The sequence below is a fragment of the Microbacterium sp. FW305-3-2-15-F-LB2 genome (genome assembly GCF_058787255.1).
The window spans coordinates 15,316-34,892 of record NZ_JBYSZO010000002.1 but is presented as its reverse complement, the minus strand read 5'-3'; the positions used below and the strand labels follow the sequence as shown (position 1 = coordinate 34,892).

Genomic DNA, 19,577 nt, shown 5'->3' with positions numbered 1-19,577 from the left:
CCCCACCGCTGTCGGTGTGTCGTCCCGCCCATCGAGTTCGAGAACGCGTTCTATGCTGTGCGGCGATGATCAACCTGACCGCCACCGTCCCGCTTGGACCGCTGACAGAACTTGTCGGACGATCCCTCTCGGCGACTGGGAGATGGGTCAACTCATCCGGTAGCGCCTACCTGTCATATCCATCACTCAGAGGATCCTGACCCGGACGAACGATCGCAGTCGCTCGAGGGCAAAGGACCCGTGCGGATGTCGCGCGTCACACCTCGACCTCGAACGGCAACTTTCGCAGTGTCGTCGCGGAAATCCCGGTGCTCTTGTACATCCGGGCGTGGGCGTACTGGATCTCCGGCAGCAGATCGATGCGGCCGATCGCCTCCAGCATGATCTCGTCGGCCTGACCGGTGAGATGACGCAGTTCGGGGATCGCGTACCCGCCCACGTACTTCCCGGAGTTGAGATCCCAGGAGCGCACGGCCGGCAGCGCCTCCTCGATCCTCTCGCCGAGCTCCACCAGAGCATCGAACGTGTCCTGCCCGTAAGCGTGCGGGGAGAATGGGATCTGCGACATCGTGCCCTTGGTGACGTTGAAGCAGTCGCCCGTGAACGTCCACCACAGGAACGCCAGCCGCGACGCCGCGATCGCGCTGGCCGCGAGCTGGTCCTTCCGGTTCTGAACGAACAGCTTCCCCTCGTTGAGGGGCACCGTGGCGTGCGTGGTCTTGTCGTAGGTGACCGGCGGCACCGTGTACGTGCTCAGGAAGTACGTGGCGGTCTTCTTGAAACCGACGGAGTAGTCGCTCACACGGACAAGCGGCGTCGAGGAGATCGTGCCCTTCGCAAGCAGCGTGTCGATCAGCTCGAACATCGCGTCGCTGCTGGCGCGCATCCAGTTCGGGGTCCGCGAGCCGGCGGGCCGAAGCGAATACCGCAGTGTCGCCATCAGATGCGGACGGAACGCCTCGATCCAGCTGTGGGTGAGCGTCGTGTGCAGCTCGGAGACGCTGCCATACCCGGCGGCGGTGATGATCGTGCTGCGCACCTTCACCTGGAACAGGGCAGCCGGGCGTTCCTGGAAGGTGCTCACCCAGATCGCATCGAACCGCCGCTCGTAGAACTTCCGCAGTGACTCGTCGCGATCGGCGAACTGGCTGCGGATGGGAACGATCAGGCTGAGCCGGCCATCCGGGCGCGTGATCTGCGCCGAGCGCTCGCAGCAGGAGGCGTAGATGTCGTCGACGTTGTCTGTCTCGAAGCCGGTGATGCGGTAGCTGAGCTCGCGCCGGTTGACGTAGGGTGGGTTGCCGATGACGACGTCGAAGCCGCCCTGATTGGGGTGTGACACGTCGCCCCGCACCGGCAAGAAGCGCGGCCCGTACAATGTCCAGCGCATCGAAAAACACCCCGCGACCTTCCGACTACCTCCGGACGTCTTCGAGTACATCAACCAGGCACGCGACGAAGCCGCGGCCCGTGGTGATCGCCTCACCAAAGACGAAGCGATCACCATGGCAGTCCGCGCGTTCTGGGGCGGCAAGCGCCAGCGCCGCCGCTGATCACCACACCGACATAACCGACGAAAAGAACTCTGGAGGCATCTGATGAGCCGTCGATCTATGCTCGAGCAGGAAACCGATCCGCTACACCCCGCGCGGATGCTACCGCGCACCTGAGACGAACGCGCGGTCCTTCACCGAGGATGGCTACATCTCGACATGATCAACCGAGGCAGCGAGAAGATTTCGTGCGAAGAGGTGGAGGACCTCGTCTACCGCTATGACAGCTTCGATCTAGCGGCCGCCGTCGCGATGCTCGACCCCGTGTTCAGCGAGCGGGTATGCGTCTACGTGAGTCTCAAGGAGGGCGGCCCGCTCGGGCTCGAACGGATCCGCGCCGCCATGGAGTCCGCCGGGGTGGCTAAGCATAAGCACCCCGAGCGGCTGATCGCCGTCGACGACATGCCCCTCACCAAGGTAGGCAAGATTGACAAGAGGGAGCGGAGAGGGCTTTGCCCGCCGCGACAGCGCCTAATGGGGCAGACGCTCAGCGCCCGCGCCGCCACGCGAGCCAGTGGCGGATGCTCTCCTCGAGCGCGTGCAATAGAGGCAACATCACCCAGATGACGCACGCGACGGTCAGTGGCGTCGTACATAGGATCTGGAGGTACGGCGGCAGGCCGGTCAGGAGCGGAGCGATGAAGTAGGCGTTGAACATGGCAGGCGGTACCAGCGCGATCCACACTAAAATCGCCGTCCACCACCGCGGGCGCGCGGGACCGGCCGTCGGGATTGCACCGGTGAGGGCGTCCGGAGTCAGTGGACGGGCCTGCCCGATCGTGAGCGGCACGGCCTGTTGCAGGTGCGCCTGCCGCTCCTTACTGTCCTCCCACCGGATGAGGTCATGGGGGGAAGCGAACGTGATCTCGACGACAACCTGGCGCCGGTGCCGTTCCGAGACTCGGACCTTCGACTCCCGGTAGCCGGGGAACGACTGGGCCCGGCCGGTGAAACCATGCGCCCACTCGGTGAGATCGTCCAGCCGCCCGGGGACGGCTGTGCGCGCCACCCGAGCCGTGACCGTGAGGTTATCTGGTTGCATGGTGTCCTCCCGGGGCAGAGGAAGCCCCGTCTCCCAGCGTATTGCGCCGATGACGCGGCACTGAACAGCTTCCGACCATCGGGGTCCGGATCAATAGCGCGAAATAGTGCTCTTCCGAGCAGTGGAGTGTCACCGCCACTGCCGCCTCACGCAGGATGGAAAGTTGAAAGACCTGGATCGACGGGGAGGTCATTTGCACGAGGCGTTTCGCTTGCTGCGGGAAGAAAGGCTCAAACGAGGCCGATACCATCGCCGAGCGACGGTGTATCACCCGGACGTAGAAGAGGTCGACCAGCTCTACGGTGTCCGGCTTCAGCTGGAGTCCTTAGGCGCGCGCCGGACGGTGGACGGATGCTGCGCTCCGAGATCGGCGCTTCGCGCGAGTACGGGACGCTAATGGATGCGGCGCTGGCAGTCGGTGACATGGGCGCCTGGCTGGTGGCGCACCACGCGTTCCTCCGCTGCTGCGTCGCGCGTGCAGACATCCCGTTGGGGCGGGTAGTGGACTCCTACCCGGAACGCTGCTTACACATCTATCAGTTGTGGCACCCGCAGTCGTTCGCCATCGCTCATCGCGAGTACGAGGCCGTCCTCGAGTCGATCGTCAGGCGTCCGACGCCCAGGGGATCGATCTGTCGCCGCTGGCGACCCACGAGTTCGCCTTCGACGATGCCGCCGCCGCCTTCGAGCAGTCCCGCGACGCGTCCAGCAGCCTGAAGGTCCTGCTCCGACCGTAGAGCGCCTGGGCCGTCGGGGCCGTCACAGGGAGCCACGCGGGCGGCGTGGGGTGGCACGGGCTGCAGTGGCACCGCGGAGACGATCCTCCCGCCTGTCGGGTCGGCATCGGAGCGCGCGGTGCAGGAGGAGCGCGCCCACGTTGCAAGTAAGCTTTCTGCCGTGCAGAATCGACAGCTCGGGTCGCCGGGCGATCCACCCCAGTATCCGATCGAGTCGGTCGACAACGCGCTGAAGCTGATCCTGCTGCTGGGTGAGGAGCACGAGCTGCGGCTCACGGACGCCGGTGCCCTCCTCGGGGTGGCGACCTCGACCGCGCACCGACTTCTCGCGATGCTGGCATGGCGCGGCTTCGTGCGGCAGAACCCGGTGACCAAGGCTTACGGCCCTGGCCCGGCGCTGACGACGGTGGCCTTCTCGGTGCTGCGCAGGATGGATGTCCCGAGACTGGCGCAGCCGATCCTCGAGGACCTCAGCGCCGCCCTCGGTGAGACCTGCCACCTGGGCACGCTCGAGGGCAACCATGTCCGATTCCTCGCCGTTGCCGAGCCCGATGTGGCCGTGCGCGTGGTTTCGAGACTGGGCAAGACCCTGCCGGCGCATTGCACCTCGACCGGCAAGGCGCTGCTTGCCGAGCTGAGCGACGAGCAGCTCTTCCGGCTGTACCCGGACGAGCAGCTCGAGATCGTCACACCGAACTCCATACGTTCCCGAGACGAACTCGTCGCCGAACTGGTTCGGACACGACTGGACGGTTATGCCGTGAATCGGCAGGAAAGCGAGGACGGCGTGGCGAGCGTCGCGGTCCCGGTCCACGTCTCGTCGGGACTGCGACTGGCGATCAACGCCTCCGCGCCCGTGCAGCGGTTACCGCCGGGCAAGGTCAAGTCCCTAGCGCGGTCACTGCAGGACGCCGCGATCCGCCTCGCCGAACTGTTGGGGTGAACCGGCCCGGGTCGTCGTAGCGCCCATGGATGCGCTGCGCACGCGAACACGCCGCTGATGAGCGTGGCTGCGGGAGCGACCGACCCGCCGCCGTGGGCCTCAGTGCCCGTTGGCCGGATCGTCCGGGTCGCGGGCGGCTTCTTCGCCTTGATCCAGCCCACTCAGCGTCGCCATATCCTCCGAGCTGAGCGTGAAATCGAAGACGTCGATGTTCTGCGCGAGATGCTTCTCATCGCCGGCGCGCGGGACGGGAACGATCCCTTCCTCGATGTGCCAGCGCAGTAGGACCTGTGCGGGCGACTTGTCATACTTCGACGCGATCGCGGTCACCGCGGGATCGGACAGCAGGGCTCCTCCGCGTCCGAGCGGGCTCCACGCCTCGGTCAGGATGCCGTGAGCGCGCTGGAAGCTGCGCTGTTCGACACGGGCGATGTCGACGCTGAGCTGGATCTGATCGACGTCGGGGACGACACCGGTCGCGTCGACGACGCGCTGAAGGTGGTGAGACTTGAAGTTGGAGACGCCGATCGCCTTCACTCGTCCCTCTTCGAGCAGTCTCACCAGACCCTTCCACGCTTCGACGTATCGGTCGAGGGCCGGAACCGGCCAATGGATCAGGAACAGATCGAGGTAGTCGACGCGAAGGGTCTTCAGCGATCGGTCGTACGCGCGCTGCACTCCCTCGACGCTGTGGTCCTCCTTGTTGAACTTGCTCGTGATGAAGACCTCGTCACGAGGGATGCCCGATGCACGCAGACCGGCACCGACGGCCTCCTCATTCGCGTACTTGTACGCCGTATCGAACAGGCGGTAACCGTAGCCGACCGCCTTCTCGACCATCGTTGCGCACTCGTCTCCCGTGAGTGGCCACGTGCCCACCCCGATTCGCGGGATGCGGTGACCGTGCAGGAGGGGGAGGGTGGTGTCGTCAGCTCTCATCGGGCGGCCGCCTTCGCCGGAGCCGTGCTCGAGGGCTCGAGGAGGGCGCGCAGCCGATGTATCAGCTCGTCCGCCTTCGCTCGCGAGGCGACCGAGCGGCGGGCGTCGACGAGGGCACGCGGCCAGTTCACGATGACGGCACCTTCGGCCTGCCCTTGGCTCTCGCCGTACACGACGGCGAAGCGGTCCTGCGCAGGGTCGCCCACCATCGTCCAGTGATCAGATCCGGTATGCCCGACGATCTGGATCTTCCAGTCGTACTGGTCGCTCCACACATACTCCGTCGGGTCGTAGCTGCGCAGGTCATCCGGGTGAGCGATGTTATGCGCGACAATCAGCGCCTGATCCGTCGCGCTCGTCCAGTGCTCCAACCGGATCGGGTCGGGATGCCGTCGGTTCATGAATCGTGCCACGTCGCCGATCGCATACACGTGGGAGACGCCGACGGCGGCAAGCGTGCCTTCGCAGACGACACCGTTATCCAGCGCGAGGCCCGACGACTCGAGCCACTCCGTGTTGACGACCGCTCCGATACCGAGCAGGACAGCGTCGACATCCAGCGTCGCGCCATCGGTGAGCGTGACCTGGACGCGGTCACCCGTGCGCTCGACGTTCTCGACGGAGACGCCGAAGCGTAGCTCAGCACCCTCCCTGCGGTACTTCTCCGCGAAGATACCGCCCACTTCCATATTCATCGCCCGGCCCATCGGAGCACCGATCGGTTCGATGATGGTGACCTTGACACCGGCCGCAAGCGCTGTGGCGGCCGCCTCGGCGCCGATGAATCCGGCGCCGACCACCGCGAGGTGGCGGCCCGGAACGAGCTCCTTGCGCAGCTCGTCGGCATCGGCGCGGGTACGCAGCACGTGGACGCCGGGAGTGGAAGCCCACGGGGTTCGGCGAGCTCGGGCACCCGTCGCGATGACGAGGATGTCGTAGGTCAGCTCGCTGCCGTCGGCGAGCGTCAGCGTCTTGCCGGCAGGATCCAGCTCGGTCGCGGCGACGCCGAAACGGGTCTCGACCCGCAGGCCTTCGAGCGCTTCCGCCGTCGTCAGCGCGATCTCCGGGTCGGATGCGGCGCCGCTGAGGTACTTCTTCGACAGCGGGGGACGGTCGTAGAGGGGATGGCTCTCCTGGTCCACCAGCGTGATCGCGCCGGTGAACCCCTCCGAACGAAGATTCTGTACGAGCTTGACTCCGGCGACGGAAGCACCGACGACGACGACGTGAGACATGCGAATCGGCTCAACCCTCGACAGACAGCGCCGAGACCGGGCAGCTTCGGGCGGCTTCCTCGACGCGAGTGCGCTCCGCGTCCGGCACCTCGAGCTGCAAGAGCACGACCTTGCCGTCGTCGTCGATGTCGAAGTAGTCTCCCGCGGCCACGACGCAGTTCGCGTAGCCCTGGCAGAGGGAGAGGTCAGCCTTCACCGTGGCCATGGTCATTCCTCGTTGATGATGGGTCGGGGTCGGGGAACACGGGCGCGTACGGCGACCCGATCATCGCTGAGAACGTCTGGACGGTCTGCCAGGTGAGCGCCTCCAGCTCGAGCGGGTCGAGTGCGATCCATTGTCCGGATTTCGGAGAGTCGATGAGCAGACGCGTCCCGTTGCGGGTCTCGACCCGGCTCACCGTGATCTCAGAGAACTCGTTGGCGATCGTGAGCGGCTCGCCGACGGTGCGCGCGACCAAACGTGCGCGCTCCTCGGCGGCGGCGATCGCGGCGGCCCGATCGACGTCGGCGCCTTCCCACTCCAGGGTCACAGGAAGATCGCCAGGTTCTGGGTGCGCAGCACCGACTCGTCGACGAGGATGACGCGGCGCGCGAGCTTGTACTCGCCTCCGACGTCACGGAACACATCCTCCCGGTGGGCGGAGATGATCGACGGCTCGTTCACGTCTCCTCGGCTGCGGAACAGCAGCATCGCGGAGTCGGCGAGCACCTCGCCGGGCACGTCGGTCTCGAACACCCGCACGTTGGTCACGAAGTGACGCAGCCGGGACGGAGGGTCCTCGGTCCAGGCATGCTCGGTAAGGAACCGTGCGACGCGCCGGCTGAGCGAGTACTTGTTCTCGTCCCAGTGCGCCATCCCGGGGGACGTGCTGAAGGGCGTGCCGAGTGCGGTGGTCACGCGGACGGGCATGACGTAGTGGATGTCTTCCGTCAGCATGTCCAGCCAGCTCTCATACCGCTGCTGGTCGAGAGTGTAGGCCTCTTCGACGAGCCAGCGATGGATCGTGGCGTGCAGCTCGCTCGTGAAGGGCAGGGACGAGCCCACCCGGTCGGCGAGGGTTGACGACTTGCGAAGCCGGGAGACTTCGGAAACTGCCTTGCCGGTCTCCTCGATCATCGGACCACCTTCTGACCATTGTTCGTGATGCCCGCAGGTCGGGGCTCGACATCCAGTGGCGGCTCGCCGCCGATCGACAGGGCACGGAAGTCGACGCCCTCGTACTCCGACTCCAGGTAGTCCGCCCAGCGGTGGAGCAGATGGCGCTGGTTGTACTCGCCGTAGCCCACGTGCGCGACGCCGGGGCCGGCGAACTGGTCGGGGCCGAGCGGCTCGACGACCGGCGATCCATCCTTGAGGATGCCCATGCGGCTGTTCAGGAGCAGGCGCCGCGCCATTGATCCCTTCGCCGTGTTCGTGAGCGAGACCCAGTTCTCCACGTCGTCCTGCTCGAACATGCCCGTCGACCCGAAGCACATCAGGTAGGCCTTGTACGACAGTGCCTTGAACTCCTCCGGAGCCTCAGCGTCGACCGCGAACCAGGAGTACACCTCGGTCTCGTCCTCGCTGATCGGAAGCCACGTCCGGATGGAGATGAACGGGAGCACGTCCTCGTCCGAACCCTCCTCGACCTTGGGCCAGTTGTGGACGAAGGACATGTTCGGGAAGAGCGAGGCCGCGGAGATCATGAACCCGTCGCGGCCGATGACATCGAGCTGCTCCTGAGACCAGGTCGCCTTCATCCGCTCGACCATCTCGTCCGGGTAGCCGACGTACCGCAGCCGCTCCTCGAGCGTGCCCGGCGGGAGCTTGTAGGTCGTGCCGCCTCCGTTGCCGGCCCAGTATGTGTTGCCGTCCTTGCGCTTCTCGGCCTTCGGCTCGCGGAACAGCCCGATCTCGACGACCGAGGTGTGCGTCTGGGGCGTGTGGTACATGTCGCCGGCGAAGTTCTCGGCGCCGATCTTCCAGTTCGCCTTGACGCGCCACCGCTGCGGGCCCCGGAGCTCGATGCCGCTGGGGCTCTGCCGGGTGTAGTAGTCGAGATAGAACTTGAAGTCGCCGATGTAGTCCTCGAGGCTCGGCGCATCCGGGTCCATGCTGATGAAGATCAGGCCGTTGTACATACCGAGGTTCGGCGCCGGCAGGAGCCGTGCGCCCTTTCGGCTGAACCCGGCCTCGCCGCCGTAGGCCTCCTCGTGGAAGGGGAGTCCGACGATGCGTCCGTCGTTGCGGTAGGACCACCCGTGGTACGGGCAGCGGAAGTGCGAGGCGTTCCCCATCTCGGCCCGGCAGACCTGCATGCCGCGATGCAGGCACATGTTGAAGTGGGCGCGGATCTCACCCTTCTCGTCGCGGACGATGATGAACGAGTCGTCGAGTATTCGCCGGACGACGTAGTCGCCGGCCTGAGGAATCTCGGACTCGTGGCCCACGAACAGCCAGGCGCGGCTGAAAAGGTTCTTTCGTTCGCGCGCGAAGATCTCCGCGTCGTTGTAGATGTACGCCGGTATCATTCCGCGACGGATCTCGTCGTAGATCGTCATGCTGGAAGTGCTCATCGTCGCGCCTATCCGTAGTGTAATGCTTCGACACCGCTCCGACGTCGCACGTCGAAGCGGGCCGAGGCATAGTTTCTGATGTGCAGAAATTGATTCTGCCACACACGCGCGCCTTACGTCAAGTGGGCCCGAGGAAGGCCTTCGCGGCCGCGCTCGGAGGAGGAGGCGATGCGTCGCGGCTGCGAGGACCATCCTCCCGTCCCAGAGGGTGGGCATGCTCCTCTGGAACACAGAAACCGCTTCTGCTGGAAACGAGGAGTCAATGATGAGCCCGTCGACCGATGTCGCAGACCGGGAATGGACCGTCACTCTCGATGGCAAGCCGTGGGCCAGTGCCGCGCGCTACGAGGTCGAGAACCCCACGACCGGGCGTCCCCTGACCTCCGCCCCCGACCTCTCCGAGGAGGAGGTCGGGCGCGCGGTGGCGGCGGCGCAGGCTGCGCAGCCGGCCTGGGGCGCGATGCCGCCCCGAGCCCGGGCCGCCGTGATCCGGCAACTCGCTGCGACGATCCGAGAGCACCGTGAGGAGCTCGCCACTCTCGACGCACTGGACGGCGGGTTCACCCTCTCGATGATGAGGGGCGATGTGGACGCGGCGGCGGAACTCATGGAGATCTTCGCCGACATGGCGCTCGACCTCGGTGGCCGGACGATTCCGGTGAGCACGAACCTCCACTACACCATGCAGGTGCCCTACGGAGTGGTCGCGCGTATCGGTGCGTTCAACCATCCCTTCTTCTTCGCGGCGGCGAAGGTCGCCGCGCCCCTCGTCGCCGGCAACGCCGTGGTCCTCAAGGCCCCGGACCAGACGCCGCTGTCTTCGTTGCGCCTGGCCGAGCTCGCGGTCGGGATCCTCCCGGACAATCTGTTGATCACCGTCAGCGGTCGCGGCGCGGTGACCGGACGCGCGCTGGTGCGTCATCCCGAGGTCCGCCGGATCGGTTTCATCGGGTCCACCGCGACGGGGCAATCGATCCAGCGGGATGCAGCCGAGACCGGAGTCAAGCACGTGTCGCTCGAACTGGGCGGAAAGAACGCTCAGATCGTCTTCGCCGACGCCGATTTGGAGGCGGCTGCGGCCGGTGCCGTCGCGGGTATGAACTTCACGTGGGTCGCCGGACAGAGCTGCGGCTCGACGAGCCGCCTGCTCGTGCACTCCTCGGTGGCCGACGAAGTGATCGGCCGGGTCGCCGAGCGCATGGCCGCGATCCGGGTGGGAGACCCGCTGGACCCGTCCGTGGACATGGGCCCGCTCGTGTCGGAGGCACAGTTCCAGAAGTCCATCAGCGCCATCGCCGAAGGCAGGAAGGCGGGTGCCACCGTGGCGACGGGCGGCGGCCGTCCCGCCGGCCTCGATGAGGGGTGGTTCGTCGAGCCGACGCTGCTCACCGGTGTCAGCCCCGGGTCGTTCGTCGAGCAGAACGAGATCTTCGGCCCCGTCCTCTCCGTCACCACCTTCGACGCCGACGAGGAGGCCGTACGGATCGCCAACGGCGTCCAGTACGGGCTCACCTCGAGCATCTGGACGCGCGACGTCACGCGCGCCCACGTCGTCGCCCGGCAGATCGAGGCCGGCTACATCCTCGTCAACAGTGGCAGCCGGCACTTCTGGGGACTGCCGTTCGGAGGGGTGAAGGCTTCGGGGATCGGCCGCGAGGAGTCCCTCGACGAACTGATCTCGTACACCGAGACGAAGACCGTGACCGTTCTGCTCTCGTAGGGGGGCAGCGCTGCGCGCTGTACGTCGTCGCAGCAAGCGCGGCGCGATCCATGCCGGCGGTGCTGGGAGGCGCTGTTCCCGTCAGCCTCGGGCAAACCCCGTCGAGGCGAAGGCCGCCTGCAGGGATGCCTGGGCGCCGAAAACGTTCCCCGGGCCATCACAGAGGCGACACAGCAGTACACGAAGTGGTCGGCTGAGATCCCCCGGGCGGAGCGGCTTCCGGAGTTCCTCGAGCGAGCGTTCCAGATCGCTTCCACCCCTCCCTACGGTCCGGTGCACCTCGGCATTCCGATGGACTTTCTGGAAGAGGAGATCGAGTTCACCCCGGGACCGGTGACCGAGTATCTGCATGAGGCGCTCGATCCGGATGCGGTAGAGCGTCTCGCCCAGATTCTCAGGACGGCGGCCAGTCCGGTCATCGTGGTGGGGACAGAGGTCGCGCGGTACGGTGCGATTGCCGCGCTGGAAAGGCTCTCCGACCTGGTGGACGCGTCCGTGCTCGGGGAGATCAAGGGCGCCGACCTCGCCTTCCCGAACACCAATCCGAGGTACGTCGGCAAGCTGACCGCATCGAGCCCTGCACTGGAGGGCGCAGACGTCGTCGTCCTCCTCGGCGCCGAGCTCACCGAGGGGCTGGCGATGCCCCTGCCGGATTTCGGTGACAGCCTCGTGGTGCAGGTCACCGTGGACCCGCTCGCTCTGCGCCGGCAGTACGCAGGTCAGGTCGGCATCCTCAGCCACCCCGGGCGCCTGCTCGATGCGGTCGCCGATCGCCTCGCTGAAGGCGGAGCGGTACCCGTGAGCTCGGGCGGGCGGGTGCGAGGGCTCAGAGAGCGCTGGGAAGCGGGCCGCGAAGCCTTGCGGTCGCGCCTGCTCGGCGAGGCTGATGGCGCGGTATCGGCGGCCCACATCGCGGACCTCATCCATCGCCTCGGCGGCTCCGAGACGATCGTCGTCAACCAGTGCGGATCCGCGGAGGGCTTCATCGACACACTCGTCGACTATGGCGCACCGTGGACGTATTTCGGCCTCTCGGGGAAGGCGAGTGCTCAGGGTTGGGGCGCGCCGGCGGCGGTCGGCATCCAGATGGCTCGTCCCGATCGTCGAGTGATCGCCGTCCTCGGCGATGGCGGGTTCATGTTCAACTCCACAGCGATCCACACCGCTGCCGCGTACGACGTTCCGGTCGTCTACCTCGTCCTCGACAACGGGGGCTGGCGGGACGTCGCGACCGTGACGGGAGCGATGGGCAGCTCGCTCGGAGAGCCCGGCGCAGAGGATGCGATGCGCTGGACCTTCCGGCCCCCGATCGACCACGCATCGTACGCCCGAAGCCTGGGACTGAAGTCTTGGCGGGCGTCCAACCCGGAGGAGCTCGAGAGCGCGTTCGCCGCCGCGTTCGCCGAGGATGGGCCGACGCTGATCCAGGTCGCGTCTGCGATGGGCGATGTCCGGGTCTTCGGGCAGGCGTTCGCGTGAGATGTCGAGCAGGAGTGACAGCGCCGTATACGGTGAGTGAGCCGCGTGTTCGGGCTGACAGCGACACGTACGTCTGCAGTAGGGAGCGATGAAGGATGTCAACTGGTGATCGACTAGGGGTTCGAGAGGATCTCGTCGATGCGAATCGCATTCTCGTCCGCCACGGCATCCTCGATGCTTTCGGCCACGTGAGCGTCCGTGACCCCGACGACCCGAGCAGGTTCCTCATCTCCAGAAACCTGGCCCCCGGCCTCGTCACGCCCGACGACATTCAGGTGATCGGATTGGACGGGACGACCGCGGACGACAGACCGAGCTATCTCGAACGATTCATCCACGGCGAGATCTACCGGGCACGCGCCGATGTCCAGGCCGTTGTCCACAGCCACTCCGCGTCGATGGTGCCCTTCAGCATCTCCAGGACGCCTCTGCAGGCGGTGTGGCACATGGCGGGCTTCCTCGGCGAAGCGGTCCCGGTCTTCGAGATCCGTGACAGCGTCGGGTCCTCCAGCGACCTGCTGATCCGCAGCGGTTCGCTCGGCGCGGACCTTGCTGCGACCCTCGGGGGCGCGGCGGTCGCACTCATGCGAGGACACGGATTCGTCGCCGTGGGCGACTCGATCCCGCAGGCGGTCGCCCGCGCGGTCTACGCGGACCTCAACGCCCGAGCACAGGTGACGGCCGGTCAGCTCGGCGGCTACACCGCCCTCACCGCAGAAGAGGGCGCCGCGGCCGCGGAATCCAACAACGGGCAGCTCACGAGGGCCTGGGAGATCTGGAGAGCCAACGCCAGGCGCGGGGAGAGCGTCTGAAAGCGCGCCTCCTCCAGGCGCGCTGAGCAAATCCGCCCGCTCGCGGCCGGCGCGTCATCGCGTCGGCGAAGCCGGCCGTTCGCCCCTGGTGGGGCGGTCCGGCATGCCGGCACACGCCGCCCGCGCCTAACGGCTCGCGCCATGTTGTGTATCTGACACACACAACAGTAGTAGGGGGGGTCGGACATTTGACGGGCCGGGGGGTGGACACGGGAGCGCCCCGCCGGATCGTCTCGGCGGGGCGCTCGGGTGCAGCGTTATCGCGCCGTCCACCACCGCGGGCGCGCGGGACCGGCCGTCGGGATTGCACCGGTGAGGGCGTCCGGAGTCAGTGGACGGGCCTGCCCGATCGTGAGCGGCACGGCCTGTTGCAGGTGCGCCTGCCGCTCCTTACTGTCCTCCCACCGGATGAGGTCATGGGGGGAAGCGAACGTGATCTCGACGACAACCTGGCGCCGGTGCCGTTCCGAGACTCGGACCTTCGACTCCCGGTAGGGCCGCGTCCGTTTGAGTGGTGGTCTTTCGCTTCGTTGCGATGATCAGCTGTCGTTAGTTTAGGCGGCGGTGATCTCGGGGAGTATCACCGCCTCGTCGATGGTGGGGGTGGTCGCGGTGAGCTCGGTCATGGAGGCTTCGGAGAAGTAGCGGCGGTCGGCGGCTTCCCATTCGTCGTGTTGCTCGACGAGGACGGAGCCGGCCAGGCGGAGCAGGGCGGCGTTGTTCGGGAACACGCCAACGACGTCGGTGCGGCGCTTGATCTCCCGATTGAGGCGTTCCAGCGGGTTCGTGGACCAGATCTGTCGCCAATGCCGGGCGGGGAACGCTTTGAACGCGAGGATGTCGTCACGGGCGTCGGTGAGCATCACGGCGGTCTTGGGGTGGACGCGCTCGATCATGCGCACGACTTCGTCGAACTGGGCATCGATGTGCTCGGCGTCGGGTTGGGCGAAGATCGTGCGGATCACGCTGGCGACCATCTCCTGCCGGCCCTTCGGGAGGGCGGTCAGGACGTTGCGCATGAAGTGGACGCGGCAGACTCCCACTGTCAACTGGGTGCAGATCTTGGTGTGTTTGCGTGGGCGCGCTGAAGGCGCCGCTCGGCCCCGAGTGTCGGGCGGGGGTGTCGAAAGCGCGCGGTCAGGCGGCGGTGATCAGTGCGGCTGAGCCGTGGCGGGCGGGGTCGTAGGTTTCGTGGTTGGTCCAACAGCGCCAGAGGATGCGGGTCCAGCGTGCGGCGAGTCCGCGGAGGGCGCGGTGGTAGCGCTGGCCTTTCTGGTCCCGGGCGTCGCGGAACGCGGCGGCCGCCCAGGGTGACATCTTGATGGAGTTGAACGCCCACCACATGGTGGCTTCTCGGAGGCGGCTGTTCGCGGCGTAGCGGAACCTGACCGACCGGGACCTGCCCGACGAGCGGGTGACCGGGGCGAGGCCGGCTTCGGCGAGGAGCACTTCAGGTTGCGGGAACCTTGCGCGGTCTTCACCGATCTCGGCGAGCAGTACCGCAGTGAGCACGGGGCCGATGCCGGGAAAGCTGGCGAAGATCAGGGCGTCCGGGTGCTCCGCGGTGGCTGCGGCGATTGCGTCGTCGTACTCGGCGAGCTGCGTGTTCAGAAGCTGCAGCACCTGGGTGAATGCGAGAGCGGAGAAGCTCTTGCCCGCGACCGTTCCTGGCGAGCCGGAGAGCAGGTTCTGTCTCATCCGGTCCGCGAGGGTCTGCGCGGGGACTCTGCCGGTGTAGTGGTGTCGGGAAAGGAACCCTGCCATCCTGGTGGTCTTCACCCGGGACGCGTTCGCCGGTGTCGGATAGTCCGTTACGAACGACAGCGTGATCTGCCGGTCGACGGACGAGAACAACCGAACGGGTGCGGGGTGGTAGGCCTCGAGGATCATCCGCAACTGACTCTCCGTCGCCTGCTGCGTCTCGAGGAGCCGGTCCCGGTCCCGTGTGAGTGCCTTGATCTCGGCGAGCAGCGGTGACGGGACCGACAGCGGGCGCCAGTGCGCATGGTCGAAGCGGAGCGTGTCGGCGAGTACGAACGCGTCGAACCGGTCGTCCTTGACCGCAGCGACCTTGTAACGCTCCCGCGCCCTCGCGGAGATCCGCGGAGACACGGGGAACACCGCATGCCCGGTCGCTTGAAGGTGCTCGACGAGGAGACCTTCGGAGCGTTCGATCGCGATCGGGACCTGCCGCCCGAAGCCGTTCAGATGCAGGTCGAGTTGGTGGAGCCCGGCGACGTCGTGACTGACACGTGTCTCAAGTAGCCGCTTCCCGTCGGGCGCGACAACGCAGAGCTGGTGGTTCTCACCGCCCCAGTCGATGCCGGCGAATACCGGCCACGCTGGCAAGTTGAGGTCTGGCATGAGCGCTTCTCCTTCGAAGACGAGGCCCGCCTCGTGACGGACCCCTCTGGACGCTCACTCAGGTGCTCCCGCTGTCGGGGCACGACTCCCACTAGCCAGTCGGAATCCGCCACCGCCGGGAGGGACAGGTCTGCCGCTGGACCTCGAAGGTCACGCTGCCAAGGTCCTCTCCCGACGGTGAGGATGAACCAGCGGGACGATCCCGCCACTAACCATCTTGACGAGTGAGCGCTGCCAGGCGGCGCCCTGCAACACGGTCGCTGCGGCCTTCTTCAGTCCGGCGTGGGCGTCGGAGATCACCAGCTTCACCCCGCCCAGACCTCGTGTCTTCAACGAGCGCAGGAACTGCTTCCAGAACTCCTCGGTCTCGCTGTCTCCGACATCGAAGCCCAGCACGACCCGCCGCCCGTCAGCGGCGACGCCGATCGCGACGACGACCGCCTGGGACACGACACGGTGGTCGATGCGGACCTTGCAGTAGGTCGCGTCGAGGAACACGTAGGGGTAGGCGATGTCAGACAGCGAGCGGTCGCGGAACGATGCGACCTCGGCGTCGAGCCCTTGGCAGATGCGGGACACCTCGGACTTCGAGATGCCAGTGTCAGCGCCGAGCGCTTTGACGAGGTCATCGACCTTCCGGGTTGAGACGCCGTGGAGGTAGGCCTCCATCACGACCGCGAACAAGGCTTGGTCGACCCGGCGGCGCCGCTCCAGCAGCGACGGGAAGAACGACCCCTGCCGCAACTTCGGGATCCGCAACTCCAGATCCCCAGCCGTGGTCGACAGCACCCGCGGCCGGGAACCGTTGCGGGTAGTCGTGCGCTCGCTCGTGCGCTCGTAGGGGGCGGCGCCGATGAATGCGGCTGTCTCCGCGTCGATCAGCTCCTGGTAGAGCCGCTCGGTCGCGGCTCGGATGCGGTCGGTGGTGCCGGTGAGCTTCAGTTCCCCGAGCAGCTCGAGGAGGGCAGACTGGTCAAGAGCCATCGTGCGGTGTCGTCTTTCTGTGTGAGTTCTTGGTCGTTCTCACTGACCATCGCACGATGGCTCACCCCGTCGCGGTCACGACGCCGCGGGCCCGAAAGACCACCACCCCGCGGGACTCCAGGTTGGAATCCGGGTTCGCAACGCCCGAGACCTTCACACGCGCGTTCGTGCAGCGGTTCGAGATCAGTCCATCGGAGTATCGGAGGATGCTGCGCGCGTACCGCGAGCACGCGGACCTGGCGCAGCAGAGCACGACGTTTGCGGGCTTCGCAGAAGAGACGCCGCTGACACTCCGTTATGACCTCGATGCCGTCCCGGTACGGGTTGAGAGCACCCCCGAGCGGCACCTGCTCGTCCTCCGTCATCGCGGGTACAACGGCCTCGGCATCGGGCACCCATCGGTCGAGCCGTGGCAGCAGCTGAGGGCCTTCGCGATAGAGCACGGCATCGCCCACTCCTCCGACCTCCTCGTGGGCATCACCCCAGATGACCCTTACGTGGTGGACAACGAGCAGATCCGCTTCGACGCTGGCATCCCCATTGCCGCACCGATAGATCCACCCCACCCCTTCACCTACCGCCAGATGCCGGCGCAGGTGTGCGTCGCGCATCGGCACACCGGCGGTGCAGAGCAGATCGCGAAGACCTTCGCGGCTATCGGGGTGCAATGGATGCCCTCAGAAGGGTGGCGGTTGCGCTGCGCACCGCCCTTCGAGATCCATCACGTCGACCAGCGCGCGAACGACGCCGTTCGCGTCAGCTGGACAGACGCCTATGTGCCTCTTGATCACCACCCCGACCATCACCCAGGAGAAGGCCCATGATCGCTTTCGAGTTCACCGAGCACATCGACAGATCGCAACAGGAAGTGTTCGCAGTGCTGGCAGATCCCACAAGGGCGGTCGACTACGTCGACGGTGTCGTGAAGAGCGTGAAGGTGACGGATGGCCCGCTCGCTGTGGGGTCCGTCATCGAGGAGACGCGCCGAGTGAAGAGCAAGGAGGCGACGGGGCAGCTGCAGATCGTGGCTCTCGAGCCGCCCACCGCTTTTGCGGTCGCCAGCGAGGCGGAGGGCATCACCGCGACCTACGTCTACCGGCTGCACCCGGCCGGCACCGGCACGCGGATCGAGTGGACGTGCGAGCTCGCCGCCGGCGGACTGCGGCGGATGATGCTGCCCCTGGTGGCCGCGATCACAAAGAAGGAGGACGGCGACCATCTGGCCCGACTCAAGGCATACATCGAATCGCAGCGAGCAACGGAGACCGCCTCGTGATGCCTTCCGACACCAGCGTCGACGAGGCGCTGGACCGGGCAACCGGGCCACGACGCGGCGAGGTAACCGAACTCCTCGAGCTCTTCGAGCACGTTGCACAGCGCCCGCCGGTGGTGTGGGCGGAACGGATTGTCGGGTTCGGCCAATACGGCTACGCGTACGACAGCGGGCGAGAGGGTATCGCGCCTGAGATCGCCTTCGCTTCCGGGTCCAAGCACACGCTTTACCTGGTCGAGGGGTTTGCCGAGCGGTGGCCCGACCTGCTCGAGCGGCTCGGTCCACACCGCACCAGTAGCGCGTGCCTCTACCTCCCCCGATTGTCGGGGGTGGACCAAGATGCGCTGCGGGAACTACTCGATCGCTCCCTCGCCGTCATTCGAGACGTGCACGGCGACGGCAAATGAGCATGGCGTCTCTCGTCCAAGTAGCCCAGCGCGTGGTCGATCTGGAACGCGCCACAGCCTTCTATTCCGCACTGCTCGGCTCCGCCCCTGTGGCCCGATTCGATCCGCCCGGTTTGGTGTTCTTCGATCTCGACGGCGTCCGTTTGCTACTCGAGAGCGCGGCACCGTCAGCGCTGCTCTACCTCCGCGTCGATGATCTGGAGTTAGCCGTCGACCGAGCCGGCGAGGTCGAAATCGTATCCCCGGGGCGGCCGATCTTCACTCACACCAGAGATGCGCTCGGACCAGCAGGGCGAGAAGAATGGCAAGCATTCATTCGCGACCCCGAAGGAAATCTCGTAGGTCTAGTGGCGTTCAGAGATCCAGCGGAAATCAAGTACTGACGGCTTCGACGAAGCTGGCCGCAGCCGTCGTGGACAACTCAGCACAGAATCTGGCCGCACTCCGGTGGACATCTTCGGTGGGAGATCCCGGCTCTGTGGCTGGCACCGCGGACAACTCTGAGCGGTTCCTACATCAGGCCGCGTCGAGCGGCGTCCAGTCCCGCTCGTGGGCGGGGGTGTAGTCGATCAGCGCGGCCAGGCGGTCGCGTGCGGCCTGTAGCGCCTCGATCTCGGCGTCGTTGCTGTCGCCCTCGGCCGCGGCGAAAGTGTCCTCGATCAGACCGGCGATCTCCTTCTGCGCCGCCTCGTCGATGAGGGTGATGCGGGCGATCTCGCCGTCCGGGTAGCGGGCATCCAGCGCGGCTGCGTCCTGGTAGTCGAAGGCCCACTGCTCGCCGAGGATCGCGAACGCCGCGGCGATGTCGCGGCCGCGGTCGCCGGTGCTGATCGCGACGTAGCCGCGGTTCAGTCCCGTACCGACGTGCGGGTGCAGGTCGGCGTGGTCGGGGCCGAAGGTGATGTAGGTGGTCATGGCGTCCTCCCGGATCGCTTGCTAGTGAATGTGACGTTCACAGCCTACGGGTGGGGTCGGACATCGCAGCAGAGGGTCGGTCGTGGCGTGCGTGAGCGCCCCGGCAGAGGCGCGGGGCGCTCATGTCGCAGGGGTGCGGCTACGCCTTCCAGACGCCTTCCCAGCCCTCGGGGAGACGCACGCCGTGCTCGCCGTGCGCGTCGGTCTGGTGCAGGTACACGAGCACGTCGCCGGGGTCGGGGTCTGCCTCGTACTGCGGCACGGTGCGCTCGATGGTGTTGATCTGGCCGACGCTGTTGTAGCGCACGTCCATGTCGATCGCGCGCAGGTAGCCGTCCTCGACGTTGACGTGCTGATCGCAGCGCGGGCACCACAGCACGGTGCGCTCGCCGTAGTCGGTCGGCTCGTCGAGCTCGACGATGCGCAGCGCGGGGAAATCGGCTGCCTCGATGTCGTGCATGAGACTCCACAGCCGGTCGATCAGGTCGTCGGCAGGGATGCGGGGTGCGGCTGAGGCCGCGGGTTCGGTGGTGGTCATTGTGTCCTCCTGGGGACGGTGAAGGCCTGCGGCGAGCGCGGGCGGGGGATGGAACTCGAGGTGCTCCCGCCGAGGGGAGG

The 19,577-nt window shown here is 66.7% G+C and carries 23 protein-coding genes and 1 pseudogene; 11 read left to right on the top strand and 13 right to left on the bottom strand.

Going from position 1 to position 19,577, the window contains the following annotated elements; all coding sequences use genetic code 11:
- Positions 1-256: 256 nt before the first annotated feature.
- Complete coding sequence (locus tag AC3WLZ_RS17495; RefSeq protein WP_039712022.1) at positions 257-1,342, bottom strand: SAM-dependent methyltransferase; 1,086 nt, start codon at positions 1,340-1,342, stop codon at positions 257-259.
- Between AC3WLZ_RS17495 and AC3WLZ_RS17490 the strand changes: the two genes are divergently transcribed.
- Complete coding sequence (locus tag AC3WLZ_RS17490; protein ID WP_039712023.1) at positions 1,329-1,553, top strand: hypothetical protein; 225 nt, start codon at positions 1,329-1,331, stop codon at positions 1,551-1,553. The genes AC3WLZ_RS17495 and AC3WLZ_RS17490 overlap by 14 nt on opposite strands.
- 159 nt (positions 1,554-1,712) lie before the next feature.
- Positions 1,713-2,120, top strand: coding sequence for an AMP-binding enzyme (locus AC3WLZ_RS17485; protein WP_005050745.1), 408 nt, complete (start codon positions 1,713-1,715; stop codon positions 2,118-2,120).
- Here AC3WLZ_RS17485 and AC3WLZ_RS17480 read toward each other — a convergent pair.
- Entirely contained in the window at positions 2,041-2,595 is a 555-nt protein-coding gene (locus AC3WLZ_RS17480) for a putative antibiotic biosynthesis monooxygenase (protein ID WP_005050743.1), read from the bottom strand. The two genes, AC3WLZ_RS17485 and AC3WLZ_RS17480, sit on opposite strands and share 80 nt — an antisense overlap.
- Before the next feature lie 351 nt (positions 2,596-2,946).
- Here AC3WLZ_RS17480 and AC3WLZ_RS17475 point away from each other — a divergent pair, with 351 nt between their 5' ends.
- Both AC3WLZ_RS17475 and AC3WLZ_RS17470 read left to right on the top strand, forming a co-directional pair.
- Positions 2,947-3,312 carry a hypothetical protein gene (locus AC3WLZ_RS17475; RefSeq protein ID WP_062633834.1) on the top strand — a complete coding sequence of 122 codons (366 nt, stop codon included), beginning with the start codon at positions 2,947-2,949 and terminating at the stop codon, positions 3,310-3,312.
- A gap of 138 nt (positions 3,313-3,450) precedes the next feature.
- Complete coding sequence (locus AC3WLZ_RS17470) at positions 3,451-4,275, top strand: IclR family transcriptional regulator (protein ID WP_005050741.1); 825 nt, start codon at positions 3,451-3,453, stop codon at positions 4,273-4,275.
- 99 nt (positions 4,276-4,374) lie between these two features.
- On the opposite strand, the gene AC3WLZ_RS17465 is transcribed toward AC3WLZ_RS17470, so the two are convergent.
- From AC3WLZ_RS17465 to AC3WLZ_RS17440, 6 genes are read right to left on the bottom strand one after another with little or no spacing between them, the layout of a single operon-like run.
- The gene (locus AC3WLZ_RS17465; RefSeq protein WP_005050739.1) at positions 4,375-5,214 is read right to left on the bottom strand and encodes an aldo/keto reductase; all 840 of its coding nucleotides are present in this window, start codon (positions 5,212-5,214) and stop codon (positions 4,375-4,377) included.
- On the bottom strand, positions 5,211-6,449 hold the full coding sequence (locus AC3WLZ_RS17460) for an NAD(P)/FAD-dependent oxidoreductase (protein ID WP_062633832.1): 1,239 nt from the start codon (positions 6,447-6,449) through the stop codon (positions 5,211-5,213). The genes AC3WLZ_RS17465 and AC3WLZ_RS17460 overlap by 4 nt, the downstream gene beginning before the upstream one ends.
- 10 nt (positions 6,450-6,459) lie before the next feature.
- Positions 6,460-6,654, bottom strand: a complete 195-nt coding sequence (locus tag AC3WLZ_RS17455) for a ferredoxin (RefSeq protein WP_062633830.1) — start codon at positions 6,652-6,654, stop codon at positions 6,460-6,462.
- Positions 6,635-6,979, bottom strand: a complete 345-nt coding sequence (locus AC3WLZ_RS17450; protein ID WP_085603657.1) for a hypothetical protein — start codon at positions 6,977-6,979, stop codon at positions 6,635-6,637. The genes AC3WLZ_RS17455 and AC3WLZ_RS17450 overlap by 20 nt, the downstream gene beginning before the upstream one ends.
- Entirely contained in the window at positions 6,976-7,566 is a 591-nt protein-coding gene (locus tag AC3WLZ_RS17445; protein ID WP_062633826.1) for a 3-phenylpropionate/cinnamic acid dioxygenase subunit beta, read from the bottom strand. The genes AC3WLZ_RS17450 and AC3WLZ_RS17445 overlap by 4 nt, the downstream gene beginning before the upstream one ends.
- The gene (locus AC3WLZ_RS17440; protein ID WP_228164524.1) at positions 7,563-9,005 is read right to left on the bottom strand and encodes a Rieske 2Fe-2S domain-containing protein; all 1,443 of its coding nucleotides are present in this window, start codon (positions 9,003-9,005) and stop codon (positions 7,563-7,565) included. Before AC3WLZ_RS17440 ends, AC3WLZ_RS17445 begins: the two co-directional genes overlap by 4 nt.
- 265 nt (positions 9,006-9,270) lie before the next feature.
- Between AC3WLZ_RS17440 and AC3WLZ_RS17435 the strand changes: the two genes are divergently transcribed.
- From AC3WLZ_RS17435 to AC3WLZ_RS17425, 3 genes are all read left to right on the top strand, one after another.
- Entirely contained in the window at positions 9,271-10,725 is a 1,455-nt protein-coding gene (locus AC3WLZ_RS17435; RefSeq protein ID WP_062633835.1) for an aldehyde dehydrogenase family protein, read from the top strand.
- A gap of 291 nt (positions 10,726-11,016) precedes the next feature.
- Positions 11,017-12,204 carry a thiamine pyrophosphate-dependent enzyme gene (locus tag AC3WLZ_RS17430; protein WP_139833214.1) on the top strand — a complete coding sequence of 396 codons (1,188 nt, stop codon included), beginning with the start codon at positions 11,017-11,019 and terminating at the stop codon, positions 12,202-12,204.
- Positions 12,205-12,299: 95 nt separating this feature from the next.
- The gene (locus AC3WLZ_RS17425) at positions 12,300-13,016 is read left to right on the top strand and encodes a class II aldolase/adducin family protein (protein WP_062633823.1); all 717 of its coding nucleotides are present in this window, start codon (positions 12,300-12,302) and stop codon (positions 13,014-13,016) included.
- A gap of 554 nt (positions 13,017-13,570) precedes the next feature.
- Here the strand turns inward: AC3WLZ_RS17425 and AC3WLZ_RS17420 are convergent.
- The 3 genes and pseudogenes from AC3WLZ_RS17420 to AC3WLZ_RS17410 form a co-directional block, all read right to left on the bottom strand.
- Positions 13,571-14,077 carry a transposase gene (locus tag AC3WLZ_RS17420; RefSeq protein WP_492471009.1) on the bottom strand — a complete coding sequence of 169 codons (507 nt, stop codon included), beginning with the start codon at positions 14,075-14,077 and terminating at the stop codon, positions 13,571-13,573.
- Positions 14,078-14,153: 76 nt separating this feature from the next.
- Positions 14,154-15,380: an IS110 family RNA-guided transposase gene (locus tag AC3WLZ_RS17415; protein ID WP_005052857.1), complete on the bottom strand. Its 1,227-nt coding sequence runs from the start codon at positions 15,378-15,380 to the stop codon at positions 14,154-14,156.
- A 219-nt stretch (positions 15,381-15,599) separates the two neighbouring features.
- Positions 15,600-16,364, bottom strand: a pseudogene (locus AC3WLZ_RS17410) (IS256 family transposase); the annotation flags it as partial.
- Between the two features lie 206 nt (positions 16,365-16,570).
- On the opposite strand from AC3WLZ_RS17410, the gene AC3WLZ_RS17405 reads away from it, so the two are divergent.
- Genes AC3WLZ_RS17405 through AC3WLZ_RS17390 form a run of 4 tightly spaced genes read left to right on the top strand, consistent with a single transcriptional unit; the run spans position 16,571 to position 18,427 of the window.
- Positions 16,571-17,188 carry an AraC family transcriptional regulator gene (locus tag AC3WLZ_RS17405; RefSeq protein ID WP_228164526.1) on the top strand — a complete coding sequence of 206 codons (618 nt, stop codon included), beginning with the start codon at positions 16,571-16,573 and terminating at the stop codon, positions 17,186-17,188.
- Entirely contained in the window at positions 17,185-17,640 is a 456-nt protein-coding gene (locus tag AC3WLZ_RS17400) for an SRPBCC family protein (RefSeq protein ID WP_054687628.1), read from the top strand. Before AC3WLZ_RS17405 ends, AC3WLZ_RS17400 begins: the two co-directional genes overlap by 4 nt.
- A complete protein-coding gene (locus AC3WLZ_RS17395) occupies positions 17,640-18,044 on the top strand; it encodes a DUF1801 domain-containing protein (protein ID WP_062637438.1) in 405 nt (134 codons plus the stop codon). Before AC3WLZ_RS17400 ends, AC3WLZ_RS17395 begins: the two co-directional genes overlap by 1 nt.
- Positions 18,045-18,046: 2 nt before the next feature.
- The gene (locus AC3WLZ_RS17390; RefSeq protein WP_085603663.1) at positions 18,047-18,427 is read left to right on the top strand and encodes a VOC family protein; all 381 of its coding nucleotides are present in this window, start codon (positions 18,047-18,049) and stop codon (positions 18,425-18,427) included.
- Between the two features lie 133 nt (positions 18,428-18,560).
- Here the strand turns inward: AC3WLZ_RS17390 and AC3WLZ_RS17385 are convergent, their stop codons facing one another.
- Positions 18,561-18,959 (bottom strand): hypothetical protein, encoded by a 399-nt coding sequence (locus tag AC3WLZ_RS17385; RefSeq protein ID WP_062637441.1) that lies wholly within the window; start codon positions 18,957-18,959, stop codon positions 18,561-18,563.
- A 139-nt stretch (positions 18,960-19,098) separates the two neighbouring features.
- The gene (locus AC3WLZ_RS17380; RefSeq protein WP_062637442.1) at positions 19,099-19,497 is read right to left on the bottom strand and encodes a hypothetical protein; all 399 of its coding nucleotides are present in this window, start codon (positions 19,495-19,497) and stop codon (positions 19,099-19,101) included.
- Between the last annotated feature and the right edge of the window lie 80 nt (positions 19,498-19,577).